Below are 17,772 nucleotides of genomic sequence, written 5' to 3'. Positions count from 1 at the left end.
ATGCCCGGAACGTGCCCGATCGCCATCGTCGGCATGGCGGCGCTCTTCCCGGGAGCGCCCGACCTCGACACGTACTGGCACAACCTCGTCCACGGCGTCGATGCGATCACCGAGGTCCCCGCGGCCCGCTGGGACGCCGAGTACTACGCCCCGGACGCCGGACGCCGTGCCGACCGTGTCTATTGCCGTCGCGGAGGTTTCGTCGACGATCTGGCCGAGGTGGACGTCACGGCCTTCGGCGTCATGCCCGCCTCCGTACAGGCCACCGAGCCCGACCAACTGATCGTGCTGCGGGTGGCGTCCCAGGCGGTCCAGGACGCGGGCGGCGCCGACCGGCTCTTCGCCGACCGCCGCCGCACCGGAGTGATCCTGGGCCGCGGCGGATATCTCACCCCCGGCCTGGTCCGCCTCGACCAGCGGGTGCGCACCGCAGGCCAGCTGGTGCGCACGCTGCGGGACCTCCTGCCGGACCTCGCTGAAGAACGCCTTGAGGAGGTACGCCGCGCCTTCACCTCCCAACTGGGCCCCGAGGCACCGGAGTCGGCCATCGGCCTCGTTCCCAACCTGGCCGCCTCCCGGCTGGCCAACCGGCTGGACCTGCGGGGGCCCGCCTACACGGTGGACGCCGCGTGTGCCTCCTCACTCATCGCTGTCGACCAGGCGGCCCGCGAGCTGGAGAGGGGCCGGTGCGACGTCGTCCTGGCCGGGGGAGTCCACCACTGCCACGACATCACGCTGTGGAGCGTGTTCTCCCAGCTCGGTGCCCTGTCCCGCAGCGAACGCATCCGGCCGTTCCACCGGGACGCCGATGGCGTGCTCATCGGCGAGGGCACCGGTGTGGTGGTGCTGAAACGGCTCGCCGACGCCGAGCGCGACGGCGACCGGATCTACGCCGTCGTCACCGGCACCGGCGTCGCGGGCGACGGCCGCACCGGCAGTCTGTTCAACCCGGACTCCGCGGGTCAGGCCGAAGCGATCCGCGAAGCGTGGCGCGGCGCCGGCCGGGACCCGGCCGAGCCCGGCTCCCTCGGGCTGCTCGAAGCCCACGGCACGGCCACCCCGGCGGGCGACAGCGCCGAACTGGAGACCATCGCCGCGGTCTTCGGCCCGCCGGGCGACGCTCCCCGAGGCGTGATCGGCTCGGTGAAGTCCATGATCGGCCACACCATGCCGGCCGCGGGGATCGCCGGGCTGATCAAGGCCGCGCTCGCCGTGCACCATGGCGTCCTCCCGCCGACCCTGCACTGCGACGACCCACACCCGGCGCTCGCCCGCACCCGTTTCACCACCGTGGCCGCCGCCGTTCCGTGGGAGACCGACACCCACGGCCCCGTACGCCGTGCCGCGGTCAACGCCTTCGGATTCGGCGGCATCAACGCGCATGTCGTCCTGGAACAGTCCGCCTCGGCCGCCGCCGTGTCCGGCACCGGTGGCGGCCGAGCCGTGGTGCGCGAGCCCGAACGGGTGCTGCGGTTGGCAGCCGCGGCACCCGCCGAACTGGCCCGCATGCTGGACCGCGATGACGGCGACCTGCTCGCCGCGGCGCCGGACGTGACCGGTCCCGGGCCCACCGGCCCGGTCCGGCTCGGCGTGGTGGACCCGACGGCCAGACGACTGGCGCTGGCCCGCAAGGCGGTCGACCGGGGGCGGCCGTGGCGCGGCAGGAACGACCTGTGGTTCGTCCCCGAACCGCTGCTGGGCGACGCCGGTGGCCGTCTCGCCTTCGTCTTTCCCGGGCTTGAAGCCGACTTCGACGTCAACTGCGAGGATGTCGCACGCCGCTTCGGCCTGTCGTGGTCGCTCTCCGGCACCGATGTCACGGTCGGTGACATCGGCCGTCAGGGTACGGGCGTGTTCCAGCTCGGCCGCCTCCTGCACGCCGCACTGGAGCGGATGGACGTGGTGCCCGACGCACTCGCCGGACACAGCCTCGGCGAGTGGACCGCCATGACCGTCGCCGGGATCCACGCCCAGGAGGAGGTCGACGCCTTCCTGGCCGCATTCGATCCGGACGCGCTGCGTGTGCCGGGCCTCGCCTTCGCCGTGATCGGTGCGCCCGCCGATCGCGTCATGGAAACCCTGCGGGGGCAGAGGGAGGTCGTGCTCTCGCACGACAACGCCCCCCACCAGTCCATGATCTGCGGCCCGTCGGCCGTGGTCGGCGCATTCGTCGAGCGCTTCCGCGCCGTGGGCGCGATCTCTCAGGTCCTGCCGTTCCGGTCAGGCTTCCACACACCCATGCTCCAGCCCTATCTGGACCCGATCCGGAAGGCGGCGGACACCTTCACCCTGCACTCCGCGCGGCTGCCGGTCTGGTCCGCCACCACGGTGCGGGAGTACCCCTCGCGACCGGAGGACATACGTGAGTTGTTCGTGCGGCACCTCCTGGAACCGGTCCGCTTCCGCCTGCTGATCGAGGCCATGTACGCGGCCGGGTTCCGCGCCTTCGTCCAACTCGGAGCCGGCCAGGTCGGCTCGCTGATCGCGGACACCCTGCGCGGCCTCGACCACCTCGTGGTCGCCGCCCATTCCCCGCACCGCTCAGGTCTTCCCCAACTACTGCGCGTGGCCACCGCCTTGTGGGCCGAGGGAGCCGAACCGGACACGGCCGCGCTGCGCCCCAGCGCGGCGCGCAAGATCGCGCACCGCCCGGTCCGGCTCGACCTCGGCAGCGCGCTGATCTCCCTCGACAAGCCCACGCGCACGGCGGTCGGTGCCGCCCTGGCCGTGCCGCGCCGGGCCGCGGACGGCGCGCGGCCCTCCGCCCTCGCCGCCCTCGCCACCGACAACCCGCTGGCCGCCGAGTTCTCCGCGCTGATCGACGACGCTGCGGCGTTCGCGGCGGACGTCCTCACCGCGAGCCGTCACGGCGGCCCGGCAGCCACCGCCCCTCGCGCTGCCGCGTCAGCTCCCGTACCCCGGCCGGCCGGACCGCCCACCGGCCCGCCATCGGCCGTCCCGGGCGAACTGCGGACCTCGCTGCGGGTCTCGATCGACACCATGCCGTATCTGCTCGACCACTGCTTCTTCAGGCAACCGCCGCAGGCCGCTCCAGAGGACCGCTGGCCCGTCGTACCCGGTGCCACCGTCATCGGGCACCTGATGGCCTTCGCCGAGCGGGCGGCACCCGGGCTGCGCGCGGTGGCCGTCCACGACGTGACGCTCAGCCGGTGGATCACCGCCGTCCCCGCCGTGGACATTCCCGTCCACGTCACCCCGCAGCCCGCCCACCCGTCGGGTGCGACCCGGGTGGCGGCCACCCTCGGCCCGTACGCCCGGGCCACCGTCGAACTCGCCCGGGACCACGACGCCGGGCCCGCCACCGCCTGGACCTTTCCCAAGGACAAGGAACGGCCCTGCGGCCTGACGGCCCGTGAGCTGTACACCGGCCGCTGGATGTTCCACGGACCGCGCTTCCAGGGCGTCACCGAACTGACCGCGATCGGCGACGCACATGTCCGAGGAGTCATCACCACCCCTCCCGCCCCGGGAGCCCTGCTGGACAACGTCGGGCAACTCCTCGGCTACTGGATCATGTCCCAACTGCCCACCCGCACCACCGTCTTCCCCGTCGGCGTGCGCGAGATCCGCTTCCATGGCGCGCACCCTGCGCCGGGCGAACGGTTGGACTGCCTGATCCGCATCGTCTCGATCACCGACACCACACTCGAAGCCGACATGCAACTGGTCCGACGGGGCCGGGTCTGGGCCGAGTTCCATGGCTGGCGCGACCGCCGCTTCGACAACGATCCGCAGATCCGCCGGGTGGACCGCGAACCGGAACACCACACCCTGTCCGAGCCGCAGCCCGGCGGCTGGGTCCTCGTTCATGAACGCTGGCCCGACCTGGCCTCCCGCGAGCTGATCATGCGGAACATGCTGGCAGGCGAGGAACGTACCGCCTACGACGCGCACGCCCCCCGCGGCCGGCGCCAGTGGCTGCTCGGCCGGATCGCGGTCAAGGACGCGGTACGCCGGCGGCTGTGGGACGCCGGAAGCGGCGGGATATTCCCCTCGGAACTACGGGTCGCCAACGACCCCGCCGGCCGCCCGTACCTCACCGGCGCGTACGGCCGCACCCTCCCCGACCTGCACGTCTCCCTCGCGCACCGGGCAGAGGCCGCGGTCGCGATCGCCCGGCGCGGCCCCTGTGGCATCGACATCGAGGAGGTCCTCGGGCGTCCGGACGCAACCCTGGAGGTGGCGCTCGGCGCCCGGGAGCGGGACCTGCTCGCGTCACTCGTCCGCGAGACCGGCGAACCCGAGGCCCTGTGGTTCACCCGCTTCTGGACCGCCAAGGAGGCCGTCGGCAAGGCCCGCGGCACCGGTCTGGCCGGAGCCCCGAAGAACTTCGAGATCGACGCCGCCACCGGCACGGCACTGACCGTCCGCACCGGCGGCGAGACCTACCGGGTCCAGCACCGGACGGTCGGCAACCCGCCAGGACTGCCCCCGAGGAAGTACGTCGTCGGCTGGACGACCGCCCCCGATGAGGAGAGCGACGATGACCGCTGAGGACCACGGCGCCGCAGCGCCCGCCCCGACCGAACCGACCGTGCTGGAGGAGGTGACCGGCATGCTGCGCGAGGTGCTCGGCGAGTACGAGTTCACCGACGCCGCGATCACCATGAACACCCGGTTCCACGACGACCTCGACATGGAGAGCATCGACCTGGTCACGCTCTCCACGGCGCTGCGCGAACACTACGGCGACACCGTCAACTTCGCCGCCTTCATCGCGGACCGCGGGCTTGAGGAGATCATCGCACTGACCGTGGGTGACCTGGTGCGCCACGTCCTGGCCTCCCTGCCCGCCGCACCCACCGCCGAGGCGGTCCGGACATGACGACGATCCGCGTCGGCGAACTCGACGTCCACGTGCAGCGGTTGTCCGCGGCCGGTCCGCCGGCCGAAGGCCCGCCGCCCCTCGTGGTGCTGGTGCACGGTCTGCTCATCGACAGCCTGGCGAGTTACTACTTCTCGCTCGGCCCCGCCTTCGCCGAACGGGGCATGGACGTCCTCATGTACGACCTGCGGGGGCACGGACGGACCAGCCGGCCCGCCGCGGGCTACCGCCTGGAGGACTTCGTCTCGGACCTCGACGGACTCCTCGACGTCCTCGGGGAGGTCCGCCCGGCGCACATCGTGGGCAACTCCTTCGGCGGCGCCATCGCCTACGGACTGGCCGCCGCCCGGCCCGACCGCGTCCGGTCCGTCATCGCGATCGAGTCCGAGCCGCCGGTGAAGTCGTGGGCCGAGAAGATGGCCGAGGGTCTTACCGGTGAAGAGGGCGGCCTGGTGGTCAGGGAGGTCCGCACCTGGCTCGCCGAGGACCCCGAGCGCAACGCGCGCCCCTTCCAACTCGCCGGACGGATCCTGGACAGCACCACGCTGGGCGAGGACATCCCGCGCAGCCGCGTCCTGGGCGACGAACTCGCCGACATCCGCTGCCCCGTCTTCGCCCTGTACGGCGCCGACTCCAAACTCTGCGGCCAGGCAGCCCACTTGGCCGCCACCTTGGCGTACTGCCGTACCGTCGTCCTGCCCGACCAGGGGCACTCGGTGCTCGTGGAACGCACGAAAGAGACGGCCGACCTGATTCTGGGCTGGCTTGAGGACGACATCCACACACCTGTGAAGGCGGGCTAGATGAGCCGGTTCCTCTTCGTGGTGCCGCCGCTGGTCGGCCACGTCAACCCGGCGGTCGGCACCGCGGCCGTGCTCGCCGCGCGGGGCCACGACATCGCCTGGGCCGGACCCGCCGACCTGGTACGCCGCCTGGCCGGACCGGACGCACATGTGTTTCCCTGTGTGCCGTCCGAACCGGAGCCCGACGACGCCGGGGAGGTCGCGGGCCGGACCGCCGACCTGAAGGGCCCCGCGGCCTTCCAGTTCCTGTGGGAGCGCTTCCTGATCCCGCTCGCCGACCACATGGCCCCCCGCATACGGACGGCCATCGAGGAGTTCGGTCCGGACGTCGTGATCGCCGACCAGCAGACCGTCGCGGGCGGCATCGTCGCCGAGTCGCTGGGGCTGACCTGGGTCACCTCCGCGACCACCTCGGCCGAACTGGTCGACCCGCTCGCGGGCATGCCCAAGGTGGCGGCCTGGCTGGACGGACTCCTTGAGGCGCTGCGCGGCCGGATCGCGGACGGGAAGGGCACGGCCGACCCGAGGATGTCCCCGCACGGCGTCCTCGCCTACACGACCGGCGCCCTGCTCGGCCCGGTCAAACTGCCCGAGCACGTGTGGCTGGTGGGCCCGTCCGTCACCGACCGTCCGGCGCCGGCCGGCTTTCCCTGGGGATGGCTCGAAGGGGCCGAGCGCACTGTCCTCGTCAGCCTGGGCACCGCCAACGCGGACGCGAGCGGGCCGTTCCTGAACGCCGCGGTCCAGGCGCTGTCGGGCCTGCCCGCGGTACGCGCCGTCGTCGCCGACCCCGCCGGGAGCGTGACCGGGGCGGGCGAGAACATCCTGCTGCTCCCGTGCGTGCCCCAACTGCCGTTGCTCGCCCGCGTGGACGCCGTGGTCTGTCACGCCGGGCACAACACCGTCTGCGAGGCACTGTGGCACGGCGTCCCCCTGGTGGTAGCCCCGATCAGGGACGACCAGCCCATCGTCGCGGGCCAGGTCACCGCGGCGGGCGCGGGCGTCCGGTTGCGCTTCGGCCGTGCCGACGCGCGGCGGATCGCCGATGCCGTCGGCACGGTCCTGGACGAGACGGCCGGATATCGCGGCGCGGCGCGTGCGATCGGCCGCTCGTTCCGGGCGGCGGGCGGAAGCCGGGCCGCGGCCGACCGTCTCGAAGGTCTTCTGCCGCGGCCCGAATCACCGCCCAGCGGCCACGGCCGGGAGCAGGAGCGATCAGGCACCCGATGACGGGTCGGCCGGTGTTTTCGGAACCCCCTGCCGGCTGGAGTGCGTGGGACATCCTGGGCCGGCCGGTGGCGCCTGTCAGGTCCGGGAGATGAGCTTCGTACGGCCGCCGTCGCCGAGTTCCTCGGAGTCCTCCCGCTCGGCCCGGGTACGCGGCGAGCGGGCCAGCACGAGGGCCAGCAACGTCAGGGCCTGGCAGGCCACGACGAAGGCGACGACCAGCCAGGGGCCGTCGGCCGCCGCCACGAGCGCGGTGGCGATGAAGGGGGTTGTGCCGCCCAGCACCATGACGTTCAGCTCGCGGGAGAAGGCGATCGCCGTGAACCGGTAACGCGTCTCGAAGAGTTCTGACAGGAAGGCCGATTGCGCGCCGAGCATCGCGCTCTGCCCGACGCCGTAGCCGACCGTCATCGCGATGACGATGAGTACCGGCTGTTCGGTTTGCAGCAGAAGGAAGTACGGCGGAATGTACAGCGCGGTGAAGAGGGCGCCCCCGGCGAGGACCGGCATCCGCCCGACCCGGTCCGAGAGCCGGCCGAACAGGGGCACGGTGAAGACGCTGCTGCCCAGGGCGACCACCACGCCGACGGTGGCCACCGTCGCGGAGACACCCAGGGTGCTCTTGAGATAGCTGAGCGAGAACGTGTTGATGAGGTAGCCCGCCACGTTCAGACCGGAACCGCACAGCAGACCGACCACGAGGTGCCGGGGGCGTTCCCGCAGTGCCTGCACGACGGGGATCTTGCGGGGCGGTGACGCCTTCCCCGCCTGGTCCTGGATGGACTTCCTGGCCTCCACGAAGTCCGGTGTCTCCTCGATGCGGCGCCGGATGAACAGGGCCACGGCGAAGATGACGATGCTGGCCAGGAAGGGGATGCGCCAGGCCCAGCCGAGGAGGACGTCCTCGGGGATGGTGGCCAGGATCGAGAAGAAACCGGTGGAGAGCACGAACGCGGCGCCGACCGAGGCCTGGGCGAAGGAGGTGTAGAAGCCGCGCTGCCGGGCCGGCGCGTACTCGGCGACGGTGGTGACGGCTCCGGCGAACTCCGCGCCCGCGCCCAGGCCCTGGAGGATACGGGTGATCAGCAGCAGGACCGGAGCCCAGGCTCCCACGGTCTGGTAGGTGGGTAGCAGGCCGACCGCCACGGTGGCCGCTCCCATGAGGGTGATGGTGAAGACCAGGACGGGCTTGCGTCCGACACGGTCACCGACGTGCGCGGCGATGAGACCGCCGAGGGGCCGGACGAAGAACGCCACGGCGAACACGGCGAACGATGCCAGGGTGCCGGCCACCGAGCTTTGGCTGGGGAAGAACAGCGGTCCGAAGACCAGCGCGGACGCCACGCCGTACAGGGCGAAGTCGTACCACTCGATGACGGTGCCGATGGAGCTTGCCACGACGACGCGTCTGATGGCCTTGGGGTCGACTTCGGGTGAGGAGGGTGTGTGTGCCATGGGGACTCTCTTCAGGATCGCCTTGCGGATTTCGTCGTTGAAGTGCAGTGCGACGCCGCTGTACGGGTGTGCGGCTCGGGGACGCGTACCGGGGGGTGTTCCGGAACGGCGGAGTGGTGTCGGCGGAGCGGCCCGGCACACGTGTGGCGGGCCGGCGCGCCCATGCCGGCGGGAGCGGACGGGCGGGGCGTGAAGCGGCTGTTGTTCCGCCGCCGGGCGCAGGGGATGGGCCCGGTGATGAGGTGTGCTGCGGTCGGACCGCCTCGGGCGTGACCCGACCGGGGCGAGGCGGTGGTGTCCGCGGCCCGGGAGCAGGGCCTGCACGCGTGCAGGCATGGTGTGTGACGAGCGGAGCGGATGCTGTGGTACGGGGTCTCAGCGCACGGGGCTCACCGCCTTTCGCAGCTGAGGCAGGGCGGCGGGGTCGGCCAGTGCCGAGCCCACGGCGACGGCGGCGCATCCGGCCGACAGGAATGCAGCGGCGTTGTCGGCGCTGATTCCGCCGGTGGCGACGAAGCGGGCGTCGGGGAAGGGCGCGAGCTGAGCGGTGATCCAGTCCGATCCGAGCTGCCGGGCGGGGAACGCCTTGAGCCAGGTGTGGCCCATGGCCAGAGCGGCCGCGATGTCGGTGGCGGTGGCGACGCCCGGCAGATGGGGAAGGCCGGCCTGCGCCGAGGCTTCGATGACTTCGGGGTGCAGGCCCGGGGCCACGGTGAAGGCCGCACCGATGTCCACGACCGCCCGCACCCGTTCGGCGCTGGTGACCGTACCGGCTCCGACGTGCTTGCCGCGGGCGCGGGCGGCTTCGACCGCTGCCCGCAGCGACGGCAGGGCGGCAGGGGACTGGACGGGGATCTCGACGAGGTCCACGCCGAAATCCCAGGCGCGGTGGCACAGTTCTACGGTGGTGGTGGGATCCTGGCCGCGGAATATGCCGATGACGGGCGTCGCGGCCAGGTGGTGGGCGAAGAAGGTGTCACTGCGGTGGGCGGCGGTCATGGAGTGTTTCCTTTCCAGCCCAGTTTGGAGCTGATCTGTCCGGCGGCCTTGCGGAATTCGTCGAGATGGGCGCGGAGTTCGGCGAGCGGAGCGACGGCGGACAGCGCGGTGACGGAGATGCCGTGGGTGGCCTTTCCACGGGCGTCGAAGACGGGAACGGCGATGCAGTTGATGTAGCCCTCGTGTTCGCCGGCGTCCTCTGCCCAGCCGCGGTCGCGGGTCTGGCGCAGATCCTCGTCGAGGGACTCACGGCTGGTGTGCGTGGTGTCGGTGAAGCGTTCGAACGTGGCCTGGCCGAGGATGCGTTCTCGGGTCGCCGGATCCTGGTAGGCGGTGATCACCTTGGCCACGGCCGCCGTGTGGATCTGTGCCTGAAGGCCGATGCGGGAGCCCATGGCGACGCTGCCCCTGCCGTCGATCTTGTCGACGTAGATGATGCGGTCGCCGACGAGTTCGCCGAGGTGGACGGTGTGGCCGTGGCGGTCGGCCAGCTCCTGCAGCACGGGGTGGGCGAGCGACCGGGCCTCGACCTGGTCGAGAGCGAGCTGACCGTACGCGATCAGCTGGAAGCCCATCGCGTAGTGGCCGCCGGCGTCCTTGCGGACGAATCCTGCCTCCTCCAGGGTCTGCAGGAGCCGCAGAGCCGTCGACTTGTGCACACCGACATGTTCGGCCACCTCGTTGAGGGAGCGCGGCTGCCGGGAGACGAAGCCGATGATGTCGATGGCGCGGGCGACTGTTTGCGACATGGATGCAAGTCCTTAATTGCTGTCCTGGGATACGCGGTCGGCCTCATCCTCCAGCAAGGCGATCACTTCCTGCGCTGGTGGGAGCGGCGCCAGATCGGACGTGGAGGCGAGGACCTGTGCGGCGGCGTAATGTCCGAGCCGCAGACGCAGGGGTTCATGCCGCCCGCTCAGCCATCCACTCAGCCAGCCGGCGGCGAAGGCGTCCCCGGCCCCGACGGGGTCGACGACGTCGACCCGCCGGGAGGGCACCCGGGCGGTGCTGGTCCCGGTGAAGGAAACCGCCTCGACGGCGGCGTCCTTCACGACGAGATGCGCCGGCTTGTCGATCAGGGCCCGTACGCTCTCCGCGTCGGTGGTCCCCCAGAGCGCGGCAGCCTCGTCACGTCCGACGAAGACGACGTCGCTGTGCTGGGCGAGACCGAGCAGTGTCTCGGCGGCCTGCTCACGGGGCTCCGCGGCCTCGCTCGCACGCTCCCACAACACCGGTCGGTGGTTGACGTCGAAGCTGATCGGGACGTCCCCCCAGGGACGGTCGATCACGATCCGGCGAGTGAGTTCTGCGCAGGTCGGGGACAGTGCGGGCAGCACTCCGGACAGATGCACGAGACGCGGGTTCACCCGGTACCAGGCCGCGGAGTCGGCGATGGTCATGCCGGCGGCCGCCGAGCCGTTGCGGTAGTAGGCGACTTGCGTGCCGTGCGGTGTGGGGTCCTTGAAGTAGACGGCGGTGGGCCGGTCGGGGTCACGGCGTACGAGCGATGTGTCCACTTTGTGTCCGGACAGCACGCTGATGACGATGTCGCCCAGCCGGTCGGCGCCCAGCGCGCCGGCCCAGTGCGTGCGGTGGCCCAGTTCGGCCAGGAGCGCGGCGACATTGGATTCGGCGCCGCCGGGCCGCAGGACGAAGCTGGACTCTGCGTCGAGACGGCCGCCTTCCTGCGGGGTGACCATCACCATGGTCTCGCCGATGGTGAGGACATCGGTGGCGATCTGGTGGGTGCGGTTCATCCGTGGGTCCCCGTTCCTCCCGTGCGGACCACGTTGCGCAGCGGCAGCCGCGCGGCCAGGCGGTTGAGGTTGTCCGCGACGTCCACGGCCCGGTCGCGGTAGGTGTCCTCGGCGGTGGCGGAGAAGTGCGGTGTCATGATCACGTTGGTGAGTTCATGGAAGGGCAGGGGTGAGGCGGGGGTGGGACGAGCGTCGGCCGGTGTCGTCCATACGTCGAGCGCTGCCGCTCTCAGGCGCCGGCTGCTCAGCGCGTCGTAGAGGCTCTGCTCCTGGACCAGTGCTCCGCGGCCGACGTTGACCAGGACGCCGTCGGGGCCGAGGAGGTCGAGTTCGGGGGCGCCGATCATATGGCGCGTCGAGTCGTCCAGGGGACAGGCCAGTACCAGAACGTCGGCCTCTCGCAGGAGTTCATGCAGGGCGTGCGGCCCGTCCACCCAGCCGAAGTCCGGGTCGTCGGTGCTGCGTTGCGCGGCCGAGCGCCGGATTCCGATGGGACGCATACCGACCGCCGCGCACAGCTGCGCGATGGACCGCCCTATGTGGCCGGCTCCCACGACGCCGACGGTGGCGCCGGGAAGGTTGCGGAACGACGGCGCATGCGGGTCGACCAGCCGGGTGTGCCGGTGCCCCTGACGCAGCCGCGCATCGCGCCACAACAGGTCTCGGCGGCCGGCGAGCAGCGTCATCAGGACGTGTTCGGCGACGGAGCGTCCGTGGCCGAAGGAGTTGGCGACGGTGACGGTGGCGGGCAGATGCGGCCAGGCGATGTGATCGGTGCCGGCCGCGGTGACCTGGAGCAGCCGCAGTCGGCCGGCGCTCCGAGCCAGGTCTGCCGGGAAGAAGACGCTGACGCAGGCGTCGGCGGTGGCCAGTCGGCGGCTCAGTCGCTCGGCATCGGCCAGCGGGACGAAGCACATGTCAACGCCGTGGTCCGTCAGCGTGGTGTCGTCACGCAGCCAGGGCCAGACATTGTCGTCGGTGACCACGGCCGTCAGATGGGCGGTCATGCTCAGGCCTCCTGGGGAGGGTAGGCACTGGTGTCGACGTACATGCGGTTGTGCACGGGGGTGAGGACGAGTTCGTTGACACACACCTTGGCGCGCAGGCCGGCCAGCCAGCTGACCGCTTCGGCGACATCGCCGGGGTCCAGCATGCGCGCCATCTCGTCCTCGGGCGGGGGGACGGGCCGGGTGCGCAGGATGTCGGTGACGACCTCGCCCGGGCACAGGTGGGTGGCCCGGATGCCGGAGCGTCCTTCCTGGTCGTTGAGGGTCTGCACGAGGGCACCGAGGGCGGTCTTGCTGGACCCGTAGGCGGCTCCGGCGGCGGACATGTACTGCCATCCGGCCCAGGACGAGACGACGACGACCTGCCCGAAGCCCGCTCGCCGGAAGCCGGGGAGCACCGTGAGGACACAGCGGGTGACCGCGTTGAGGTTGGTGTCCACGACCTGGTCGAAGCCGGCGGGAGTGAGGTCGGACCACCACCGGTTGCGGACGTTGGTTCCGGCGGAGCAGACCAGGAGTTCGAGAGGGCCGTCGAGCGCGGCGGTGACGCGGGCATGGGCGGCCTCGACGGAGGCTGCGTCGGTGACGTCGACGGGGACGGTGTGCGCTCGGCCGCCCTGGGCCGTGATGCCTTCGACCACCTCGTCGAGGAGTGCTGTGCGGCGCCCGGAGACGGCGACGACGTATCCGTCGCGGGCCAGGCGTTCGGCCGTGGCGCGGCCGATCCCGCTGGAGGCTCCTACGATCCAGGCGCCCGGTGCGCGGGTGGCGGCGGAAGGGGCGGGTGCGGGCATGGGGGATCAGCTTCCGTCGTGGTTCGGGTCGATGAGAATCTTGACGCTTCCTTCGCCCTGACCTGCGGCCTCGAAGGCCGCTTCGCTCCGGGAGAGCGGGAAGGTCGTCGTGGGCAGGGCCGACAGCCCGAGTTCGTCCTTCTCCAGCAGGGCGATGGCGGCCAGGAAGTCCTCGCGTGCGTAGACGCGGGTGCCGATCAGGCGCTGTTCGGCGAAGTTGATGCCGCGCAGGTCGACGGCCGGTGGCCGCTTGTGGACTCCGGCGACGACGACGGTGCCCTGGATCCGCGCCGCATCGGTGACCTGGAGGGCGACCGAACTGTGGCCGGCGGAGTCGAAGACGATGTCGGCGCCGTCACCGCCGGTCAACCCCCTCACCTGCCGGGGTGCTTCGGGTCCCGCCGGCAGCACGGTGAAGCCGCGCTGCTCAGCGGTGCGCCGACGCCATGCGTTGGGTTCCACGAGGACGACCTGGTGGGCTCCGCGGTGCCTGGCGACCAGCGCCGTGAGCAGCCCGATCGGTCCGGCACCGAAGACCGCGACGGTGTCGCCGGGCCGCAGGCCGGAACGGATGACAGCGTGAACGGCGACGGCGAGCGGTTCGGCCAGCACGGCGAGGTCGTCGGGCACATTGCTGTGCACGGGATGGGCGGCATCCGCGCGCACCTGGACGTACTGGGCCAGGCCGCCCGGTTCGTCGACGCCGTAGAGGCCGAGCCGGGCGCAGACATGGGAATTCCCGGAGGCACACGGTCGGCACGGTGGTGTGGTGCCCCGGTCGTGGCAGGCGATGAGCGGGCGGATGGCGACATGTGTGCCGACGGCGAGTGCGGTGCTGCCCGGGGCGTCGGCGACGACGCCGGCGAACTCGTGGCCGATGATGACTCCGGGCTGGGCGCGGGCGTGCTCGCCGTGCCAGATGGCGAGGTCCGAACCGCAGATACCGACCCGGTTCACCTTGACCAGCACCCAGCCCGGCTCGGGCGAGGGTACGCGGACGGTGTCCAGTGCCAGTTCGCCGGGTCCGGTCCATCTGATGGCCTGCATGGTCTGTGTGTTCACTGCCAACCGCCTTCTCGGTGCCTGCCGCGACCGGTTCTGGTGAACTCCCATTCGGTGATCTTGTTGCAATATTTGCAACGCTGTCGCAGCATATGCAAAAACTAGGTGGCTTCTGCTTACCATGTCAACGGCCCGGCCCCGTGAATCCGGCTCATGCCCGCATCGGCGGCCCGCCTCGCACCACCAGCACCAGCCACCTAGCAACGAGGTTCCACATGGAGATCGTCAGCGTCGAAGCGCGCCATGTCCCCCGCTCGATGTGGGGGAACTTCTGGCAGCAGCAGAAGAGCGTCCGCGGGCCGAGCCCGATGAACGAGTTCCCCCGCCGGGGCGACGGCTGGTCCTGGTACACATGGCCGCAGGGTGTGGTCGTCGTCCGTGTCACACTGGCGGACGGCACCACCGGGCTCGGCTACTCCGAGGACGGCATCGGAGCCGCCACCTTGATGGTCAACGCCCACCTGGGCCGGATCGCCACCGGCCTGGACGCCCATGCCACCGAGCAGATCTGGGAGCAGATGTACCGCTCCTCGATCGTCTACGGCCGCAAAGGCGCCGCCATCGAGGCCATGAGCGCCATCGACATCGCCGTCTGGGACGCACTCGGCAAGTCGGCGGGCCGGCCCGTGTACCAGCTCCTGGGCGGGCCCTCCGGAAAGCCGGTCCGTGCCTACGCCAGCAAGGTGCAGCCCGACGACGACCTGCGCGAAGTGCGCCGCATGGCACGCGACTACGCCGAGCGCGGATACACCGGCGTCAAGGCCAACTTCCCCTACGGGCCCGCCGACGGACGCACCGGACTGCTCGCCAACCTGCGCTACATCGAAGCGATCCGGGACGAACTCGACGACCACATCGAGCTGATGAGCGACGCCTACATGGGATGGGACCGGCCGTTCGCCACGGCAATGGTGCGCGGGATGGCCGGCCTCGGGCTGCGCTGGGTGGAAGAACCCCTCATTCCCGATGACATCTCCGGCCATGCGATGCTGCGCGACCTCGGCCTGGTGCCGATTGCGACGGGCGAGCACGAGTTCACCCGGCACGGCTTCCAGCAACTCCTGGACGCGGGCGCGGCCGACGTCCTCCAGCCGGACGTGCACCGCGTCGGGGGCATCACCGAACTGAGCCGGGTCTGTCAGCTGGCTTCCGGGGCGAACATCGAGGTCATTCCCCACGTGTACTCGGCGGCCACTTTGCACGTGGTGCTCTCCCAGCCCAACTGCGGCTGGATCGAGCACCTCACCAACCCGTCGTACTGGGGGGCCGGGGAGCGCGTCGACGCCCTCTTCCTCGGTGAGAGCGAAGTCCGCAACGGCACGCCCGAATTGCCCACGGCCCCAGGTGTCGGCCTGAGGATCAACGCGGAAGCCCTGCCGGAGCTGGCCGACTGGCAGGAGTGATCATCTCTGACGAGCCGGCAGGCGCCCCGGGCAACTCACCCGGGGCGTCCGTGGGTAAGAAGAGATCAGTGCGGTCAGCGCTTTTCTCGACCGGTCGCCGTGCGGGACCACCGGCCCAGCACGGGGACACAGTGCTCGGCGAAGTACTCGTAATCGGCGGCGGTGTTGTACACGTGGGTGGACAGCCGGAGGTAGCCGACGCCGGCAAAACTGGTGAAAGCCGCCGCGACGCCCAGTTCGCGGGCGACCCGGTCGCGTAGCCCGTCGGCCTGAAGACGGGTGGTGGCGAGGCCGTCCGGCAGCCGGATCAGCCGCATCGCATCGACCGGCATGCCGACGTCCACCGGCTCCTCCTGGCCGGTCAGTTCGGCGAGCGCGGCGCCGACGACGTGCTCCGCGTAGTCGGCGAGTTCGCGCATATATGTGCGCGCGGTCCGCCAGCCCCAGGTGTCCTCGATGAAGTGCAGCGCCGCGGGTGTCGCGAGGTAGCTCGTGGCGTCCAGGGTGCCCTGGGTGTCGAACCGCTCGGGAAACGGCTCCTCGGCACCCCAGGAGTCGATCAGCGGGTACAGCTCGTCGCGCAAGGGCGTGCGGGCCACCAGCACCGATGAACCGCGCGGAGCACAGCCGAACTTGTGGATGTTGCCGATCCAGAAGTCGCAGTCCAGGCCGCGCAGCGGGTCCTCCAGCAGACCGGGCACATGTGCCCCGTCGACCAGGAGCGGGATGCCTCGGCGCCGTGCCTCGGCCCCGATCCGCTCCACCGGCATACGGCGGGCCGTGGCGGAGGTGATGTGGTCCACCACGATCAGCCCCGTCCGATCGCCGGCCTGGCTCATCACGGCCTCGTAGGCATCGTCCTCGCCGGCAGCGAGCGGCACGTGAACCGTCCGCACCCTGCCGCCCCAGCGGCGGGCCAGCCGCTCGGCGCCCATGCTCACGGCGCCGTAGCCGTGATCGGTGACCAGGATCTCCCCGCCGGGCCGGGTGGGCACGCTGTGGTAGACGGCACTCGCGCCGCCGCTCGCGTTCGGCACCAGCGCCAGGTCCGCGGCCGCAACCCGCAGGAACTCGGCGATGGCGACGCGGGCCTCGGCGACCCGCGCGGCGAGGTGCGGGAACCAGGTGCCGGGATTGCCGTCCATCTCCCTGCGCAGGTCGTCCTGCACGTTCTGGGCCGCGATCGGCACGGCTCCGAACGACCCGTGGTTGAGGTGTCTGACCTGCCGGTCCAGAGACCAGGCGGTCGCCGCGGGCCTGCCGTCCTTGAGCAGAAGGGGAGGGGGCGCGGTGATGAGAGGGGACTTGCTCACGTCGCTCCAGGCGCATGTCATCGGACATGGATCGAAAGAGGTCTGATGTATTGCGGCATGCTGGCATGGAAGCCGCGAGAAATACAAGATTTCACGAGGTTCCACGAGCAAATTGTCTGATGACTCCTCGGCGTATTGCGAAGAGGTCGGACAATGCGTGCGTTTCGACGGTAGGGTAGGCGCGGGTGTCGGCGGTGCCGCCGAGGCATGAGGGAGGATGGGATGTCCGCACTCGACAAGGCGGTCCATGGCCTACGGCGCATGGTCTCCAGTGGCCGCCTCGGTGCCGGGGACCGCCTTCCGCCGGAGGGCGAGCTGTGTGAGGAGCTAGGTGTCTCGCGCGGCTCCCTGCGTGAGGCCGTACGCATGCTTGCCGCGCTCGGTGTCGTCGAGTCCCGGCACGGATCGGGTACGTTCGTCTCGCACTTGCGGCCCGCCGACATGATCGGCAGCCTGTCGCTGACGGTCGAACTGCTGCCGTTGGACGGCGTTCTGGAACTGTTCGAGGCCCGGCGCGTCCTGGAGGCCCATGTCGCGGCGCAGGCGGCGGCGAGGATCACCCCCGAAGAGCTGAAGGCACTCATCGCGACCATGGAGGCGCTTCAGGCCACGGACGATCCGGACGAGGGAAGCGAACTCAATCACCGGTTCCACGCCGAGATCGCCCGTATCGCGGGCAACCCCTCCATCGAGTCACTGCTGGCGGTCCTCAGCGATCGTTCGCGCGCCTACCAGGTGTATCTGCTTCCGGAAGGGCCGGCGATGAAACGTGAGAGCGACGCGGGCCACCGTGCCATCGCCGACGCACTCACCCAACGTGACCCGGCCGCTGCCGCCGCCGCAGCCGCCGCTCATATCGCCTGCTCGGCGCGGTGGCTGGAAGCCTGCCGGCCACCACTGACCGATCGCGCATCGACCGCTGGGTAGCGCGGCACCGCGCCCCGCTACCGGCTCGCCGGTCCGCCGGGCAGCGGGACCCGGGCGGCCGTCCGGACGGGGCCCTGTCTCGCGCGCCAGGCCCCCTCTCCGTGTGGAGGGCCACAGGTCCTCGCCCCCCATGCTGGGGGACCCCACATGGTGCAATGCGGACAGGTCACCGACCCTGA

Annotated in this window: 14 protein-coding genes; 6 read left to right on the top strand and 8 right to left on the bottom strand. The window is 71.1% G+C overall.

The window, feature by feature from the left end; all coding sequences use genetic code 11:
- The 4 genes from ACFYTE_RS15385 to ACFYTE_RS15370 are packed head-to-tail and all read left to right on the top strand — an operon-like array spanning position 1 to position 6,879.
- Positions 1-4,515 carry a beta-ketoacyl synthase N-terminal-like domain-containing protein gene (locus tag ACFYTE_RS15385; protein WP_388709740.1) on the top strand — a complete coding sequence of 1,505 codons (4,515 nt, stop codon included), beginning with the start codon at positions 1-3 and terminating at the stop codon, positions 4,513-4,515.
- A complete protein-coding gene (locus tag ACFYTE_RS15380; RefSeq protein WP_388709738.1) occupies positions 4,505-4,846 on the top strand; it encodes an acyl carrier protein in 342 nt (113 codons plus the stop codon). Before ACFYTE_RS15385 ends, ACFYTE_RS15380 begins: the two co-directional genes overlap by 11 nt.
- Positions 4,843-5,649: an alpha/beta fold hydrolase gene (locus ACFYTE_RS15375; RefSeq protein ID WP_388709736.1), complete on the top strand. Its 807-nt coding sequence runs from the start codon at positions 4,843-4,845 to the stop codon at positions 5,647-5,649. Before ACFYTE_RS15380 ends, ACFYTE_RS15375 begins: the two co-directional genes overlap by 4 nt.
- Positions 5,650-6,879, top strand: coding sequence for a glycosyltransferase (locus ACFYTE_RS15370; RefSeq protein WP_388709734.1), 1,230 nt, complete (start codon positions 5,650-5,652; stop codon positions 6,877-6,879). It begins immediately after the preceding gene.
- A gap of 75 nt (positions 6,880-6,954) precedes the next feature.
- Here the strand turns inward: ACFYTE_RS15370 and ACFYTE_RS15365 are convergent, their stop codons facing one another.
- The 7 genes from ACFYTE_RS15365 to ACFYTE_RS15335 all read right to left on the bottom strand — a co-directional run bounded on the left by ACFYTE_RS15365 (position 6,955) and on the right by ACFYTE_RS15335 (position 13,950).
- Positions 6,955-8,331, bottom strand: a complete 1,377-nt coding sequence (locus tag ACFYTE_RS15365; RefSeq protein WP_388709732.1) for an MFS transporter — start codon at positions 8,329-8,331, stop codon at positions 6,955-6,957.
- Between the two features lie 375 nt (positions 8,332-8,706).
- The gene (locus ACFYTE_RS15360; RefSeq protein WP_388709730.1) at positions 8,707-9,330 is read right to left on the bottom strand and encodes a bifunctional 4-hydroxy-2-oxoglutarate aldolase/2-dehydro-3-deoxy-phosphogluconate aldolase; all 624 of its coding nucleotides are present in this window, start codon (positions 9,328-9,330) and stop codon (positions 8,707-8,709) included.
- Entirely contained in the window at positions 9,327-10,079 is a 753-nt protein-coding gene (locus ACFYTE_RS15355) for an IclR family transcriptional regulator (protein ID WP_388709728.1), read from the bottom strand. The genes ACFYTE_RS15360 and ACFYTE_RS15355 overlap by 4 nt, the downstream gene beginning before the upstream one ends.
- Positions 10,080-10,091: 12 nt before the next feature.
- Positions 10,092-11,087: a sugar kinase gene (locus ACFYTE_RS15350; protein WP_388709726.1), complete on the bottom strand. Its 996-nt coding sequence runs from the start codon at positions 11,085-11,087 to the stop codon at positions 10,092-10,094.
- Complete coding sequence (locus tag ACFYTE_RS15345; RefSeq protein WP_388709724.1) at positions 11,084-12,094, bottom strand: 2-hydroxyacid dehydrogenase; 1,011 nt, start codon at positions 12,092-12,094, stop codon at positions 11,084-11,086. Before ACFYTE_RS15345 ends, ACFYTE_RS15350 begins: the two co-directional genes overlap by 4 nt.
- A 2-nt stretch (positions 12,095-12,096) precedes the next feature.
- Positions 12,097-12,888 carry an SDR family oxidoreductase gene (locus tag ACFYTE_RS15340; protein ID WP_388709722.1) on the bottom strand — a complete coding sequence of 264 codons (792 nt, stop codon included), beginning with the start codon at positions 12,886-12,888 and terminating at the stop codon, positions 12,097-12,099.
- 6 nt (positions 12,889-12,894) lie between these two features.
- Positions 12,895-13,950 (bottom strand): zinc-binding dehydrogenase, encoded by a 1,056-nt coding sequence (locus ACFYTE_RS15335; RefSeq protein ID WP_388709720.1) that lies wholly within the window; start codon positions 13,948-13,950, stop codon positions 12,895-12,897.
- A gap of 215 nt (positions 13,951-14,165) precedes the next feature.
- Between ACFYTE_RS15335 and ACFYTE_RS15330 the strand changes: the two genes are divergently transcribed.
- On the top strand, positions 14,166-15,353 hold the full coding sequence (locus ACFYTE_RS15330; protein WP_388709718.1) for an enolase C-terminal domain-like protein: 1,188 nt from the start codon (positions 14,166-14,168) through the stop codon (positions 15,351-15,353).
- Between the two features lie 74 nt (positions 15,354-15,427).
- Here the strand turns inward: ACFYTE_RS15330 and ACFYTE_RS15325 are convergent, their stop codons facing one another.
- Positions 15,428-16,666, bottom strand: coding sequence for an aminotransferase class V-fold PLP-dependent enzyme (locus tag ACFYTE_RS15325; RefSeq protein WP_388709716.1), 1,239 nt, complete (start codon positions 16,664-16,666; stop codon positions 15,428-15,430).
- A gap of 222 nt (positions 16,667-16,888) precedes the next feature.
- Here ACFYTE_RS15325 and ACFYTE_RS15320 point away from each other — a divergent pair, with 222 nt between their 5' ends.
- The gene (locus ACFYTE_RS15320) at positions 16,889-17,593 is read left to right on the top strand and encodes a FadR/GntR family transcriptional regulator (protein WP_388709714.1); all 705 of its coding nucleotides are present in this window, start codon (positions 16,889-16,891) and stop codon (positions 17,591-17,593) included.
- Positions 17,594-17,772: the final 179 nt, after the last annotated feature.

The sequence above is a fragment of the Streptomyces sp. NPDC004629 genome (assembly GCF_042873595.1).
Taxonomy (GTDB): domain Bacteria; phylum Actinomycetota; class Actinomycetes; order Streptomycetales; family Streptomycetaceae; genus Streptomyces.
This window is presented reverse-complemented; position numbering and strand designations above follow the sequence as displayed.